The organism is Catelliglobosispora koreensis DSM 44566, from assembly GCF_000379685.1.
GTDB classification, from domain to species: Bacteria; Actinomycetota; Actinomycetes; order Mycobacteriales; family Micromonosporaceae; genus Catelliglobosispora; species Catelliglobosispora koreensis.
In genome coordinates this window covers 234,480-248,364 of record NZ_KB903292.1, presented here as the reverse complement: position 1 = coordinate 248,364, position 13,885 = coordinate 234,480, and the positions used below count along the sequence as shown (strand labels likewise).

The 13,885-nt window shown below is 64.2% G+C and carries 11 protein-coding genes and 1 pseudogene; 8 read left to right on the top strand and 4 right to left on the bottom strand.

The annotated features are described in order from the left end of the window. The first annotated feature begins 65 nt into the window (after positions 1–65). From A3E1_RS0135355 to A3E1_RS0135340, 4 genes are read left to right on the top strand one after another with little or no spacing between them, the layout of a single operon-like run. Positions 66–2,249, top strand: a complete 2,184-nt coding sequence (locus A3E1_RS0135355) for an anthranilate synthase component I (RefSeq protein ID WP_020525560.1) — start codon at positions 66–68, stop codon at positions 2,247–2,249. A gap of 2 nt (positions 2,250–2,251) precedes the next feature. Further along, positions 2,252–2,656, top strand: a complete 405-nt coding sequence (locus A3E1_RS0135350; protein WP_020525559.1) for a YciI family protein — start codon at positions 2,252–2,254, stop codon at positions 2,654–2,656. After that, entirely contained in the window at positions 2,622–3,881 is a 1,260-nt protein-coding gene (locus tag A3E1_RS0135345) for an RNA polymerase sigma factor (protein ID WP_085952277.1), read from the top strand. Before A3E1_RS0135350 ends, A3E1_RS0135345 begins: the two co-directional genes overlap by 35 nt. Positions 3,882–3,883: 2 nt before the next feature. Further along, complete coding sequence (locus A3E1_RS0135340) at positions 3,884–4,351, top strand: OsmC family protein (RefSeq protein WP_020525557.1); 468 nt, start codon at positions 3,884–3,886, stop codon at positions 4,349–4,351. Here A3E1_RS0135340 and A3E1_RS0135335 read toward each other — a convergent pair. Beyond that, positions 4,331–5,239, bottom strand: coding sequence for a hypothetical protein (locus tag A3E1_RS0135335; protein WP_020525556.1), 909 nt, complete (start codon positions 5,237–5,239; stop codon positions 4,331–4,333). The two genes, A3E1_RS0135340 and A3E1_RS0135335, sit on opposite strands and share 21 nt — an antisense overlap. A gap of 3 nt (positions 5,240–5,242) precedes the next feature. Between A3E1_RS0135335 and A3E1_RS0135330 the strand changes: the two genes are divergently transcribed. Both A3E1_RS0135330 and A3E1_RS0135325 read left to right on the top strand, forming a co-directional pair. Then, complete coding sequence (locus tag A3E1_RS0135330) at positions 5,243–5,554, top strand: hypothetical protein (RefSeq protein ID WP_157631949.1); 312 nt, start codon at positions 5,243–5,245, stop codon at positions 5,552–5,554. Positions 5,555–5,746: 192 nt separating this feature from the next. Beyond that, entirely contained in the window at positions 5,747–6,352 is a 606-nt protein-coding gene (locus A3E1_RS0135325; RefSeq protein ID WP_020525554.1) for a dihydrofolate reductase family protein, read from the top strand. On the opposite strand, the gene A3E1_RS43830 is transcribed toward A3E1_RS0135325, so the two are convergent. After that, positions 6,349–7,071, bottom strand: coding sequence for an SMI1/KNR4 family protein (locus tag A3E1_RS43830; RefSeq protein ID WP_157631948.1), 723 nt, complete (start codon positions 7,069–7,071; stop codon positions 6,349–6,351). The genes A3E1_RS0135325 and A3E1_RS43830 overlap by 4 nt on opposite strands. 342 nt (positions 7,072–7,413) lie before the next feature. Here A3E1_RS43830 and A3E1_RS48695 point away from each other — a divergent pair. Then, positions 7,414–7,608 (top strand): annotated as a pseudogene (locus tag A3E1_RS48695) (DUF222 domain-containing protein); the annotation flags it as partial. A gap of 59 nt (positions 7,609–7,667) precedes the next feature. Beyond that, positions 7,668–8,537, top strand: coding sequence for an HNH endonuclease signature motif containing protein (locus A3E1_RS43825; RefSeq protein WP_083929771.1), 870 nt, complete (start codon positions 7,668–7,670; stop codon positions 8,535–8,537). A 677-nt stretch (positions 8,538–9,214) separates the two neighbouring features. Here A3E1_RS43825 and A3E1_RS43820 read toward each other — a convergent pair. Both A3E1_RS43820 and A3E1_RS43815 read right to left on the bottom strand, forming a co-directional pair. Then, positions 9,215–11,566 carry a discoidin domain-containing protein gene (locus tag A3E1_RS43820; RefSeq protein WP_020525550.1) on the bottom strand — a complete coding sequence of 784 codons (2,352 nt, stop codon included), beginning with the start codon at positions 11,564–11,566 and terminating at the stop codon, positions 9,215–9,217. A 136-nt stretch (positions 11,567–11,702) separates the two neighbouring features. Then, the gene (locus A3E1_RS43815) at positions 11,703–13,847 is read right to left on the bottom strand and encodes a M28 family peptidase (protein ID WP_020525549.1); all 2,145 of its coding nucleotides are present in this window, start codon (positions 13,845–13,847) and stop codon (positions 11,703–11,705) included. Positions 13,848–13,885 lie beyond the last annotated feature (38 nt).

The following is a 13,885-nucleotide window of genomic DNA, read 5'->3' as shown; positions in this document are numbered from 1 at the left end:
ATCCTCGCAGGATCAATTCGCGCCAAGGTCACCGCCGACCTGCGCCTGGACTCGAAGGGGGCCCGATGAGCACCGGTCAGAAGCAGCATGCGACCTGGTCAACTCCAGGAGGGGTCACCGTCTGGGCGACCTATGAGAATGTCGACGGCCAATCGATTCTAGACGACATGATCGAGGCGATCGACTCCCGTCGCGGGATGGTCCTGACCTCCGGGGTCGAAACTCCAGGGCGTTATACGCGAGCCGATATCGGCTTTGTCGACCCGCCTTTGTCCATCACGGCCAGCGCCCGCACCCTGACCATTGAGGCGCTCAACGACCGGGGTCTGCCCCTGCTGCACGCCTTCAGCGATGTCCTGGGCGCGACCAGTTTCAGCTCGCACGTGGCGACGTGGGACATTCCGCTGGCCGAGCACCACGACTCAGAGGAAGAGCGCACGCGCCAGCCATCGGTCTTCACCGCGCTGCGGGCGATCATCGCCGCGATGTCGGCCGACCAGGACAGCTCGCTCGGCCTTTACGGCGCCTTCGGCTACGACCTCGTCCTGGCATTTGAGAACGTCGCCCACAAACTGCAGCGCGATCCCTCAAAGCGCGATGTGGTGCTGTTTGTCCCCGATCAGGTGCTTTACATCGACCGGGCCCGCAACGCCGCCCGGCTGTCCAGCTACGAATTCGCATACGGCGAATGGAAGTCCAACGGCTTCGACCGCAAGAACCCGCTCGACCCCTACGCGGGGGCGCAGCAGCCGAAGATCTTGCGTGATCACCAGCCGGGCGAATATGCCGCCCTCGTTGACGTCGCCAAGCAATACTTCGCCCGCGGTGACCTGTTCGAAGTGGTCCCCGGGCAGGTGTTCTACGAGCCGCTCGAAGAGACGCCCGGCATCCTGTTCCGCACGCTGGCCCGCCGTGAACCCGCTCCCTTCGGCTTCTTCACGAACCTAGGCGAGCAGGAATACCTCGTCGGCGCCTCCCCAGAGATGTATGTCCGGGTGGAGCCGCAGATCGCACCCGATGGTTCCAAGCGCCTTCGCGTCGAGACCTGTCCCATCAGCGGCACGATCGCCCGTGGACGCGACGCTCTGGAAGACGCGCACCAGATCCGCACTCTGCTCGGCAGCACCAAGGACGAGTCCGAGCTGACCATGTGCACCGACGTGGACCGCAACGACAAGGCCCGGGTGTGCGAGCCAGGATCGATTCACGTCATCGGCCGCCGGCAGATCGAGCTGTACGCCCGGCTCATCCACACCGTGGATCACGTCGAGGGCATCCTGCGCCCCGACCGCGACGCGCTCGACGCGTTCCTCACGCACGCGTGGGCGGTGACCGTGACCGGTGCCCCGAAACGGGCGGCGATCGAGTTCATCGAGCAGCACGAGAAGTCCCCGCGCCGTTGGTATGGCGGGGCCGTCGGCTTCTGCGGCTTCGACGGCAGGCTCAACACCGGCTTGACCTTGCGGACCGTCCACATTGAACAAGGTGTCGCGGCTGTCCGCGCTGGCGCCACGTTGCTGCACGACTCCGACAACCAGGCCGAGGAAGCCGAGACCGAGCTGAAGGCGTCGAACATGCTCGACGCGATCCGCACGGCTGGCCGCGTGGAAACCAAGCGCAAGCCCGCCAAGGCCGACACGTCGCCGGGAACAGGCCGCCGCATCCTGCTGGTGGACCACCAGGACTCGTTCGTGCACATGCTCGGTGACTACTTCCGCCAGTCAGGTGCCGAGGTCGTGACCTACCGGGCCGGTTTCCCCGTGTCCCTGCTGACCGAGCTGAAGCCCGACCTCGTCGTGCTCTCGCCCGGGCCGGGCCGCCCGAAGGACTTCGATCTCGATAGGACGATCCGCGTCTCCCTCGAACACCAGCTCCCCATTTTCGGCGTGTGCCTAGGGCTGCAAGGGCTGGCCGAATGCTTCGGCGGAACGCTCGGCCAGCTGAGCATTCCTATGCACGGCAAGGCTTCTGAGATCCGCCTCGAAGGCGACGGTGGCCGCGTGCTCTCCGGGATGCCAGAGACGTTCCAGGTCGGGCGTTATCACTCGCTGTTCGCCGACACGATGACCCTGCCCCGTGAACTGACCGTCACGGCCACCACGGATGACGGCGTCATCATGGCCCTGGAGCACGAGTCGCTGCCGATCGCCGCGGTTCAGTTCCACCCCGAGTCCATCATGTCGGCCGGGCAGTCACTCGGTCTGCAAATCGTTCGGCAAGCGGTCTCACGGCTGCGCTGGAAGGACTGACAATGCGTGTTCTGGTGCTGCTGCGCGGCGATGAGGCCAGCGAGGCTGGCGAGCTACCAAGCCACGACATCGTCGACCAGATGATGAAGTTCAACGCTGACCTGGCTGAGGCCGGCGTGCTGCTGCTGGCCGAAGGCCTGCGGCCTAGCTCAGACGGCGCCCGTACCAGCCATGTCGATGGAAAGAAGACCGTCGTAGACGGACCCTTCGCCGAGGCGAAAGAGGTCGTGGTCGGTTTCTGGGTCTGGGACGTAGCCAACATGGACGAGGCGAAGCAGTGGGCACTACGTTGCCCGGCCGAGCTGGAGATCAGGCCCGTCTTCGAGACAGCGGATTTCGGCGATCACCTCACCGAGGAGCAGCGGGCGCTCGATGAGCAGATCCGGTCGGGACTTGGCGACAGCTGAGATCGCGCGGGCCGTTGACGCGGCCTGGCGGGCGGAATCAGCCCGGGTCATCGCGACCCTGGCGCGGATGGTGCACGACATCGGGCTGGCCGAAGAGCTCGCCCAGGACGCGCTCGTGTCCGCTTTGGAGCAGTGGCCGTCAACAGGCGTCCCGGATAACCCGGGCGCCTGGCTGACCGCTGTCGCCAAACGCCGTGCGATCGACCAGTTTCGCCGTCAGGAAACGTTGCAGCGCAAGGTTTCCGAGTTGGGGCGCGACACTGACTTCGCCGAGTCGTTCGAAGAGCACGCCGTCGCTGATCTCGATGACGACATTCGCGACGACGTTCTGAAGCTCATCTTCACCGCCTGCCACCCGGTGCTGTCGCAAGAGGCCCGGGTGGCGCTGACGCTGAAGATGATTGGCGGCCTCACCACCGAGGAGATCGCCCGCGCCTACCTATCAACCGAGCCGACCATCGCGCAACGGATCGTGCGTGCGAAGAAAACGTTGGCGCAGAAGCAGATCCCGTTCGAGATCCCGTCCGGTGACGAGCTAGGGCCGCGATTCGCCTCCGTGCTTGAAGTCGTCTACGCCATCTTCAACGAAGGCTATTCGGCGACCTCGGGTGACAGCTGGACCAGGCCGACCCTGTGCGGAGAAGCGTTGCGGCTCGGGCATGTGCTGTCCGGGCTCGCGCCGGGCGAAGCCGAAGTGCACGGTCTCGTGGCCCTGATGGAAATCCAGGCTTCCCGGCTTCGTGCGCGGACAGACCCGTCCGGCAAGCCCATCGTGCTGCTCAACCAAGACCGCACGTTGTGGGATGTGCGGGCGATCCGGCGTGGGCTCTCGTCACTTGAGCGAGCGGAAAGCCTTGGCAGCGGCCCCTACACGCTGCAAGCGGCGATCGCGGCATGCCATGCGCGGGCAGGCGCACCCGAACAGACCGACTGGGCCCGGATCGCCGCGCTCTACGAGCAGCTGCCCTCGTCCCCGGTCGTGGAACTCAACCGCGCGGTAGCGGTCTCGATGGCACAAGGACCGCAAGCCGCCCTCGACATCCTCGACCCGCTGCTGAACGAACCGTCCTTAAAGGACTACCACCTGCTGCCAGCGGTCCGCGGCGACCTGCTCGCGCGGCTCGGCCGCAACGATCTGGCCAAGGTTGAGCTAGCACGGGCCGCCGAAATGACGCGCAACGCCACAGAGCGGGAATTCTTGCTCCAGCGCATCGCTACGCTTTAGCTATGGCTAAGACGCACACGTACGAAACGCTGGTCACCTGGACGGGCAACCGCGGCACGGGAACGAGCGGCTACCGCGACTACGGCCGCGAGCACGAAGTCACCGCCGACGGCCCGCCGATGATCCCCGGCAGCTCGGACCCTTCGTTCCGCGGTGATCCCGCCCGGTGGAATCCTGAGCAGCTCCTGGTGGTGTCGCTCTCGCAGTGCCACATGCTGTGGTTCCTGGCTTTGGCCGGTGCGAAAGGCGTCATCGTCACGTCTTACGTCGACAAGGCCTCCGGTGTGATGGCCGAAAACCCTGATGGCTCAGGCCAGTTCACCGAAGTCGTGCTACGGCCTGAAATCGAGCTCGGCTCGCCGGAGATGGCTGTCCACATAGGAGAGTTGCACGAGCGGGCCCACGAGAAGTGTTTCATCGCACGGTCGGTGAACTTCCCTGTGCGCGTGTCACTTCCGGCGGAGCAGTAGCGCCAGCATGACGGGAAACTCCAGATAGGCGTGATAGCTCGCGAACGCCTGATAGACCGTGCGTCCCTGGCGATAGTCGGTGAGGAACAGAAGGCCCAGCAGGAGCGCGGCTCCGGCGCCCAACAGCCACGCGCGGCCGCCTTTGAGCCATGGAACCCGTTGCTCGAAGGCGGCTGCCGCCTCCGGCGCATAGCGCGGGAAGAAACCAATCCACACCACATAATGCATTGTTTGCAGGAACGCGAACACCGCCAGGAACCTTAGCCCCGCCGTCACTCCAGGCGGCGTCACCAGGCTTGGCGTGTCCCCCGCGAACGCCACCACGGCTGAGGCTGACTGATCCAGCAACGGATCGAACGCCCCGGCCAGAATCAGCGCCGGAATCACGAGCACCCAGCCCAGTTGCGTGGCCCGGAAAAGCGCCCGCTGCGGCACGTCGCGCGACCACTCCCACAGGAAGAACAGCGGCACGACATTATGCAAATGCGCCAGCATGACAAAGTGATAAGCCGGCCAGGTAAGCGAAACGGCGGCCAGGCAAGCTAATCCGCCGCGCCCCAGCCATCGCCACTTTCCTTTCAGGGCAAAGGCCACCAGGGTGTACGCGAGGAGCACTTCAGCCGTTCGCAGGTTTGCCAGCCGGCAAATCACGATCCCCGTGATGAAAGCAAGCACTGTCCACAAAAGACGGCCATTCAGCACTCCCGCGAATCGGCCCGCCACATAACGCAACTCCAGTACATTGTGCAGCGCGCCAAACAGAATGAGGCCGATGACGGTCGTGGCCAGCGGAGCCCGCAACGCGATCGCGAGCGCGGCGACCGCACAGGCACCCAGCCCGTAGACATAAGCCGTGCGTCTAGTGACAGCGGGCAGCGCTATCGTCATGTGATGCTCCGGTTCTTCGCGCTGACGTTAGCGGTTGAGGTGCCGCTATACACCGCCGCGCTGACGGCCGGCTGGCGGTTGCCCTGGCCGCGCGCGGTCGCCGTGGCAGTGGCCGTGAACATCGTTACCCATCCCCCACTGTTCCTCTGGCTGACCGCCCACCCAAACACGTTCATCGCCGCTGAACTGACCGTCTGCCTGGTGGAATGGTTCCTGCTCATGGCCTTCGTGCGCCGGCGCGACTGGCTGCTCCTGCTGCTCAGTGTCGCGGCTAACGCATGCTCAGTACTCGCTGGGATTATTTTCGGCGGATAAGAATGACCACCAAGGCGGCAACGGCCGTGACCGCGACCGCGGCAATACACAGGACGGCCCCGAGACCGATAAAAGCCGGCCCGGGTGCGGCATCAGCGAGTGGCATCAACATCGGAACAGTGTGACCGATGAGTTCGCCGGGTGGGCATCGTCTAATGGATGACGAACACTTAGCAACGACTGGAGACGACCATGAAGAAGATCATCGCAGGCCTGTTCATCTCGCTCGACGGCGTCGTCGAAGCGCCCGACCAGTGGCACTTCCCCTACTTCAACGAGGAGATGGGCGCCGCGGTCGATGCCAGTTTCAGCGGTGCTGAAACCATGCTCTTCGGCCGCAAGACCTATGACAGCTTCGCCGGCGCCTGGCCCGAGCGCGAGGCCGCAGGTGAGGAAGACGCCCACTTCGCGAAGATGCTCGGCGACGTCCGCAAGATCGTCGTGTCGAACCAGCAGCTCGAGTTCACCTGGCGCAACTCCGAACAACTGCAGGGCGACCTCGTCGAGACCGTCACCGCCCTCAAGAGCGAGCCCGGCGACGGGAAAATCAGCTTGAGCGGTTCGGTATCCGTGGTCCGCCAACTCCTGGCCGCCGGCCTGCTCGACGAGCTTCACCTGCTCCTGCACCCCATCGCGGTCCGCAAGGGCATGCGCCTATTCGACGACGCCGAGTCCACCATCCCCCTCAAGCTCGTCTCTTCGCAGGCCTTCTCCACCGGTGTCCTCAACCTCGTCTACGCTCCCGCCGACCCGCCAGCAGACGCCACCTACGACGACGCCAAAACTCACCAGTCCTAACCAGACCGCCCCTGCGGGTCCTCGCTTCTTCCCTGTGAAGCGAGGATTCCGCTGTCGAGCGCTTCCGCCGAAGTGGCCCGCGCCCAAAGCCATTCTTCGCCGTCACAACGCAACACCGCGCCGTGGCCGTGGCCGTGAAACCACCGAGTGGGCGGCCCGTCTGGATCGGGCCAAAGTGGGTAATCTGGCAACGGCAGTCTGCGAAAGTGCTGTTCCACCAGGCTGATCGCATACCGGTCCAGTTCGCGGTTGCCAGTGAACTCCCCCTCGGCGAGCATCCACTCCGAGAGCAACATCTCGACGACCGCATGCGAAAGGTGGCCGAGAAACAGCCGCCATTCCAGGCCTACCTGGAAGTACACAGGAGGATCGGGCACGGCCGTGGCCACGGGCACGCCCCAGCGTGTCGCGTGCTGGTGCTCTACACGGAAAACAAGAATCGCGCCGGTGTCATCCAGGTGTAGCTGTTTTGGAGTCAGCAGCAGGTCCTGTACGCGAACCAGATCGTCGCGCCGCCCGATGCGGCGATACAGCTCGCGGAGCGCCGGAGGCATGGACACGCCAAGCCTCGCTTCAGCCGCATTTAGCTCCGCTTCAACGAAGCCGTCACCGTCCGCGACAGGGCGGCCCAGGTCCGCCGCGAATCTCTCAACAAAGCGCCACGTGCCGGCAGTATCACCCATCGCTTGCGTCACTTCACGTTCCAGATCGGGCATCACGTCGAGATTGTAGCTGCTGCCATTGAGGGCTTGATCGCTTGTGGGGCAAGGGTTTTGTGTTGCCAATAGGCGCAAGTTTGGGGTGGGTGTTTCTGTCATACCCCGTTTTTAGGGTTGGGTTATGCGGGGAGTTCTTGCGGGACGGGCGGTTTACGCTCTGTCTGATGCGGAACTCGCTTGTGCCGCCGAGGACATTCGCGACACGGTAAGGGTTTTGCAGGCCGAGCTGATCGCGGTGGCCGCCGAGCAGGCGGGCCGCAACATTCCCCGGCTGCAGGGCTATTCGTGCTGCCGAGCTGGCTCAACGCCGTGCACAAAGTCGGTACAGGAACGGCAACGAAGATGGCCCGGCTCATCAAACTGCTGCCCGACCTCCCCGCTGTAGCTGATGCGTTCGCTGCTGGTGTGGTGTCGGAAGCGCAGGCAGCCGAAATCGCGTTTGCGGCTGAGGCAGTGCCGGCCGGGATGCGTGATGAGGCCGCGCAGGTGCTGCTTTCCCAGGCGTCCGCCTTAAAGCCCGAAGAGCTGCGCATCGCGGGGCGGCGGATCCTGCGTCACGTCGACCCCGACGCGGCAGAAGAACACGAGCGCAAACAATCCAACGCGAAGAACGCGCCGCTTGGGATGCACGCGGTTTCACCGTCACTTCTGATGGCACCGGCCGGTTCCGGCTATCCGGATCCACCACCGCCGAAGGCGCCGCCGTTTTGCAGGCAGCCCTAGACCCTTTGTGCAACCCAGCTCGCAGCAAACCGTCATCGTCGTGGAATGGCTGCATTGCCGAGGCCGCCGCATGCGCTTGTCCAGCCAGCCAGGCTTGCAATTGCGCTAGCAAGCTCGCCGACAGCGCCGCGCGCGAGATGGCCGAAACGCCATTGCCGCAAGCATTCCGCGACCCGCGCTCGCCACAGCAACGCCGCCATGATGCTTTGCTTGAGGTCGTCGAGCTGGCGCTAGCGGCCGAACAGCTGCCCGAAAACGGTGGAGCGAGGCCGCAGACCGTTATCACCGCCAGCTACGACCCAGTCGAGCAGGAGGTGCGGGCCGGGCTGCTCGACACCGGCGAACAACTGACCCCCGAAGCCGTACGGCGGCTGGCCTGCGACGCAGGAATCATCCCCGCGATCCTCGACGCCCACAGCATTCCCCTCGACGTCGGCCGGGAACGACGCCTCATCTCGGGCGCTTTGAGACGAGCCCTGGTCCTGCGCGACAAAGGCTGCGCCTTCCCCGGCTGCGAACGCCCACCACGCTGGTGCCACGGCCACCACATCAACCACTGGATCGACGGCAGCAAAACCAGCCTCGGCAACAGCGTCCTAATCTGCGGCTTCCACCACCGCCTCATCCACGAAGCCGACTGGCAGATCACCATCGCCGCCGACAGCATCCCCGAATTCATCCCACCCGTATGGCTAGACCCATCCCAGCACCCACAACGCAACCTCTACCACCGAAGACCCTGAGCGAATTCACTACCGCGTGCACCGAACCGGGAGCACCTGGCCATACCGCTGTGCCAAAGTTTCCGTGGAACGAGACGAACACAGCTTGACTGCGCGATGAGGGCTGCTGTTTCTGTTCAGAACCTTCACACGGTCAGCACCTTCCTGCAGCGGCCATAGTCAACTGTGGGCAAGTGCGCCAGAATCAGCGGGAAACGAACCGGCGGACTCGTCGGCATGCCTGTTGTGGGCGGAGTGGTCTTGGCGTTGTTGGGTCATGCCTTGACCTTTGCCGTCGCCTGCGCTGTCACGCCGCCCGTGGGTACTGATACGGATCTGGATGCGGGCGGCAGGTTCTCGGTGATGTTCTCGCTGCTATCGGTCGTTGTCATCGGGCAGCTAGTCCTCATAGCTGCCTGCCTAGCTGCCAGCGCCGGACGCATTGCACGGTTCGGTATTGGTATGTGGGCCGGTTGGGTAGCTGGAATCGCGGCAATGGCGGTGGCCGCGTTCCTCTTCCTACAGGGCGCTTCATACGACGAGCCTCAATCGAATCACGGCACGTCGCGACATGAAACGGGCCGGCACTTCTAAGTCGCAAGCCAAAAGCGGGAGCGAGGAAAGGGCGAAGCGGCAAGGAAGAAAGAGGGTGCCCGGCGGCGGCGGTTGGGGACGCGATGCCGCCGGGCGGTGGTGGGCTAGGACTGGTAGATCTCGAACTCGGAGAGTTGGCCTGCGGGCCAGCCGGTGTTGCCGGTGAAGGTTAGGCGGACGTAGCGGGGCGAGGTCGCGGGGAACGTCAAGGTGACCTGGTTGCCCGTGGCCGGGCTGAAGGCGTACCCATTGGTGGGAAGAATGGTGGTGAAAGAGGAACCGGTGGTGCTGCCTGACACCGAGAGGGTTTGGGTTCTGGGACCCCAGGCCGCGGGAGGCGGAAGCTTCAGCACGATGCGGCTGATGGAGGTGGCGGCGCCGAGGTCAACTTGGATCCATTGGGGGAAGGCGTTGTTGGCGCTCTCCCAATACGTCGAGGTGTTGCCGTCGACCGCGTTGGCAGGTGTGTAGTTCTGGGTGTGGCTGCTCGCGGTCGCCGGCTTGTTGAGGGCGAGGTTGGTGTTCGGCGGCACCTGGTTTGTGGTGACGTTCAAGGTGTTTGACGCGGGCGAGGTGTTGCCGGCCGCGTCTTGGGCGGTGACGGTGAAGGCATACGCCGTGTTAGGGGTCAAACCCGTTACCGTGAAAGAGGTTGCGGCCGTAGTGCCGACGACGGCGCCGGCGATGCGCACCTGATAGGCCGTCACGCCAACGTTATCCGTCGAGGCGTTCCAGGTGAGCGAGACGCTGTTGGTCGTCTTGCTGGGTGAGGTGAGGTTGCCGGGCGCGGTCGGCGGCTGTGTGTCGCCGCCGGAAGTCGTGCCGTAGACCTCGAACGAAGAGATCTGTCCAGCGGGCCAGCCCGTATTGGAGGCGATGGTCAGGCGAATGTAGCGCTGCGTCGTGGCCGGGAAGGTAATCGTGACTTCGGGATTGAAGGTGTAGCCAGTCGCACCCACGATCGGGGCGAAGCTGGAACCGTTGGTGCTGCCCGAAACCGCGATGTTCTGAACCCGGCTGCCCCAGTTGGTGGGCAGCTTCAGCACGATGCGGCTCACGGATGCCGCGGCACCCAGATCTACCTGAAGCCACTGCGGGAACGAGTTGTTGACACTCTCCCAATAGGACGCCTGGTTGCCGTCGACCGCGTTCGAGGCGGGGAAGCCACCGTTGGCGCTGCTGGCTTGGGTGGCCTTGCCGCGGGCCAGGTCGCTGACCGGGTCCGGCGGCTGGCCGACGACGGGAAGTGTTGGCCTGATCGGAGTCAAGGGCGCCAGGCCCTTGAACATGGCCCCCGCGTCTTTGGTGATGCGCAGGTAGTAGTCGGACGAGCAGGCGGTGCCGTCCTCGTCGAGGGTGACGAAGTTGGAGCCCGCTGGGATTTGCGAGGCGTTTTCGGCGGTCTTGGCGATCTGGTTGCCCTCGTTGTACTCGTCGAACATCGAGATGTAGATGCCTTGTGCGCCAAGGCGGGTCATGTTGTAGAAATGCCGCCAGTAGAAATCGCCGTGGAACCTGGCGTGATTGGACAGATCGCCGGGCATGACGCACGGCTGATAGTCGATGCCGCGGTTGTTGCACTCGGCTTGGTCCCCGATGTTGACGTTGTTGTAGTAAGAGTCGAGTTCGCCGAGATTGCTGGCGCGGCCGACCATCCACGGGGAAATCATGTTGAACGCGGTGTAGACGTCGAAGAAGCCGGGTCGGGAGTCGTTGATACCTTGGCGCCACCACGTGGGCACGCCGCCAATGACGTAGCAGCCCTGGGCTTTGAACCAGTTGATGACTTCCAGGCAGGGCGCGGGCGTGAACGGGCGGCTTGGTTCGCTGAAGCCGAAACCCCAGATGCAGACGACGGGCTTACCGTTTTGGCGCGCGTAGGCCGGTGAGGATGTGTAGGCCGACATCTTGTTTATCCAGTCGGTCTTGATCTCCGACTGCATGTTCAGCCAGTTGGTGACGTCATACATGATGTAGAACTTGCGGCCTCTGGCCTCCGACGCCGCGCGGACTTTCACGGTGATGGCATCCCGGATCGCGCCCTCGCCACCGAACGGGTTAAACCGTTGCAGCGCAACGGTATCGCAACCGTTCTCCTGCATCCAGCGGAACTGGGTGTCGATGGTCTGGTCGTCGTAGTGTGAGAACAGCGTCGCCGGCTGTCCATTGCCGAGGTTGTTCCACGCGGTCTGGTAACCGCGAGTGTAGTCGCGCATGTCGGGCCAGGAGACGATCGCGTTGTTGCCCGAGGAGGGTGACTGCCCCCAGTTCTGGGCCCAGTGCCACCAGCCGTTGAGCGGTGATCCGTCGCCGATCGCGGCGAACCAGCCCTGGTAGCCGACGGTTATCTTGCCGACGACATCGCCAGGTGGGCTGGCGGCGACGGCCGGCTCCCCAAGGGTTGACACGGCAGCCACCGCGGAAGCGGCAAGGAATGTTCTGCGGGACACGGTCATGGGACGGCTCTCCCCTTCATGAGATGGGTGAAGGCGCGGAGCGGTCGCGTCCCGGCTAGCTTAAAAACATCGATACATTTCCGCAAGAAGTCGACGGAGACCTGTTCGAAACAGGCCCCCGTCGACTTAGTAAGCGCTACTGCTGGGTGACCTTCACATCATCGACACCGGCTTCGACCAGGCTTGCGGTCGAGGCGTCGGTGGCTTCGATGAGGATGCGAACCGACTGTCCAGCATAGGAACTGATGTTCCAGGTGCCGACGGCCCACGCACCGTTGCGGTTGGTCGCCGCACCGGCTTGCGTGAACAGAACCGTCGTTCCTCCACTGTGGATGATGCTCACGCGGAAGAAGTCGGCGCTCGACGAGTTGCTGCCGTGCGCTAGGTACCACGACATGCTGACGTTCAGCGTGCCGCTCGACGGCAACGTGATCGCCGGGGAGCGAACGCTGGACAGACCGCCATCGAGATCGTGGTCGCCCGCGGCGGCACCTGCGAGAGGCCCGGTCACGAGGTCGTTTGACCCGCTGACAGTGGTGCCGAGTTGCTTGGCACCACTGGAGTTGGTGTCCTCCGGGTTGCCGCGCACCCAGACGCCCGTGGTGGCGGTGTCGGTGCCGTTCGGGTTGACGGTCCAGGCCGTCGCGGACTCGAGGTCGTCAGACCACACCGTCGTGGGTGGTGTGCCACCACCGGAGACGTTGAGCGTCCACGAGTTGATGTAACCGACATCGTTGGCCGCGTTGTCGTTGACGCGCAGCTTCCAGGTGCCGTTGGCCAGTTCACTGGACAGGTTCACCGTGTAGGTCTGGTTGATGTTGTCAGCCGAACCTCCACTGCGGTTGTGCAGGGTGTAGAGCGTGCCGTCCGGCGCCACCAGTTGCACCAGCAGGTCGCCGATGTAGGTGTGGACGATGTTGACGGCCACGGTTGACGCCGCACCCGCACTGCCAGCACAACCAGAGATCGTGATCGATGACTCCACCGTGGCGTTGTCGGAGATCGTGACATCCGTTGGGTTGGTCGCGGAGCAGCCCGGCGGTCCGTTGACGGTCAGGCTGTACGTGGTGGTGCGGGTGGCTGATGTTCCCGTTCCCGTGACCGTGACGGTGTAGGTACCCGCAGGCGTGGAAGCCGCCGTCGAGATGGTCAACGTGGACGAGCCACCCGCCGACGTGATGCTTGATGGCGCGAAGCTAGCCGTCGCCCCGCTCGGCAGGCCGCTGGCGCTGAGCGTCACGTTCTGGGCGCTGCCGTTGGTCAGCGTCGCCCCGATCGTGGTGTTGACGGAACTTCCCTGGTTCACCGAGCCTGACGTGGGAGATGCGGCGATGGTGAAGTCGTTCGTCGCCTGGTCCTGCACGGCGAGTGTCCAAAGTGCATACGCCGCCGCGTCACCTGCCCGGTCGAGGTGGGTGTTGCTGATATTGCTGGGGAACGTGTCGCAAGACGCGTGGTAGCACGGGTCGTAGTCACCTGTGGTTCCGCCCCACTTCGCGACCTGTGCGCTCGTCTTGTTGGCGCTTGCGCCAGCAGCGACACCGGACGTCTGGATGCCGACCGCGTTAAATGACGCGTCATCGGAACGGCCCGCGCCCTCGACGTTTTCTTCCGGGGCCAGGCCCGGGAAGTTGGTGTCGTAGTACTGCTTGAGCACCTGACCGGTCGCCGACGTGATGCGGTTGATGAAGTAACCGCCGTTGGTCGAGGCGACCATGTCGAAGTTGTAGTAGCCCTTGATCGCGGTGCGCTGGGCCGACGTCAGCTGGTTGACGTAGAACTCAGAACCGTTGAGGCCCTGCTCTTCATCGGTCCACCAGCCGAACCTGACATGGTTGAGCATCGTCGGGTTCGTCGCGGCCAGCGTCAGCGCCAGCTCGAGCAGCATGCTTGAGCCCGACGCGTTGTCGTTGATGCCCGCGCCCGCTGACACGCCATCGAGGTGCGCGCCAAACATGTAGACGTTGCTGGCGTTGCCGCCCGGCCAGTCCGCGATCACGTTGGGGCCCGCCCCGGACGTGCAGCCGGAGGTGCAGTTTTGCTTGACGACGGTAAATCCTGCCGCGACAAGCTTGTCGTAGACGTAGTTCACCGAAGCGGTGTAGCCCGCCGTGTTGGACCGGCGGTTGCCCCCGTTGGCGGACGCGATGTTCTGGAACTGCTGCAGGTGCGTCCTCATGTTGGTGAGGGAGATGTCGGGTGCTGCTAGGGCAACGGTGGGTTCTGCTGTCGCCGAGTTCGGCACCAGCAATGCGGTCGCGATGGCCAAGGTCATGGCCATGGCACCGCGCAGGGTACTTTTCACGAGTCCTCCCCGAC

Coding starts and splice junctions, on each gene's coding strand:
- A3E1_RS0135355 (WP_020525560.1), top strand. CDS start 66: ATGAGCACCGGTCAGAAGCAGCATGCGACCTGGTCAACTCCAGGAGGG.
- A3E1_RS0135350 (WP_020525559.1), top strand. CDS start 2,252: ATGCGTGTTCTGGTGCTGCTGCGCGGCGATGAGGCCAGCGAGGCTGGC.
- A3E1_RS0135345 (WP_085952277.1), top strand. CDS start 2,622: ATGAGCAGATCCGGTCGGGACTTGGCGACAGCTGAGATCGCGCGGGCC.
- A3E1_RS0135340 (WP_020525557.1), top strand. CDS start 3,884: ATGGCTAAGACGCACACGTACGAAACGCTGGTCACCTGGACGGGCAAC.
- A3E1_RS0135335 (WP_020525556.1), bottom strand. CDS start 5,239: ATGACGATAGCGCTGCCCGCTGTCACTAGACGCACGGCTTATGTCTAC.
- A3E1_RS0135330 (WP_157631949.1), top strand. CDS start 5,243: ATGCTCCGGTTCTTCGCGCTGACGTTAGCGGTTGAGGTGCCGCTATAC.
- A3E1_RS0135325 (WP_020525554.1), top strand. CDS start 5,747: ATGAAGAAGATCATCGCAGGCCTGTTCATCTCGCTCGACGGCGTCGTC.
- A3E1_RS43820 (WP_020525550.1), bottom strand. CDS start 11,566: ATGACCGTGTCCCGCAGAACATTCCTTGCCGCTTCCGCGGTGGCTGCC.
- A3E1_RS43815 (WP_020525549.1), bottom strand. CDS start 13,847: ATGGCCATGACCTTGGCCATCGCGACCGCATTGCTGGTGCCGAACTCG.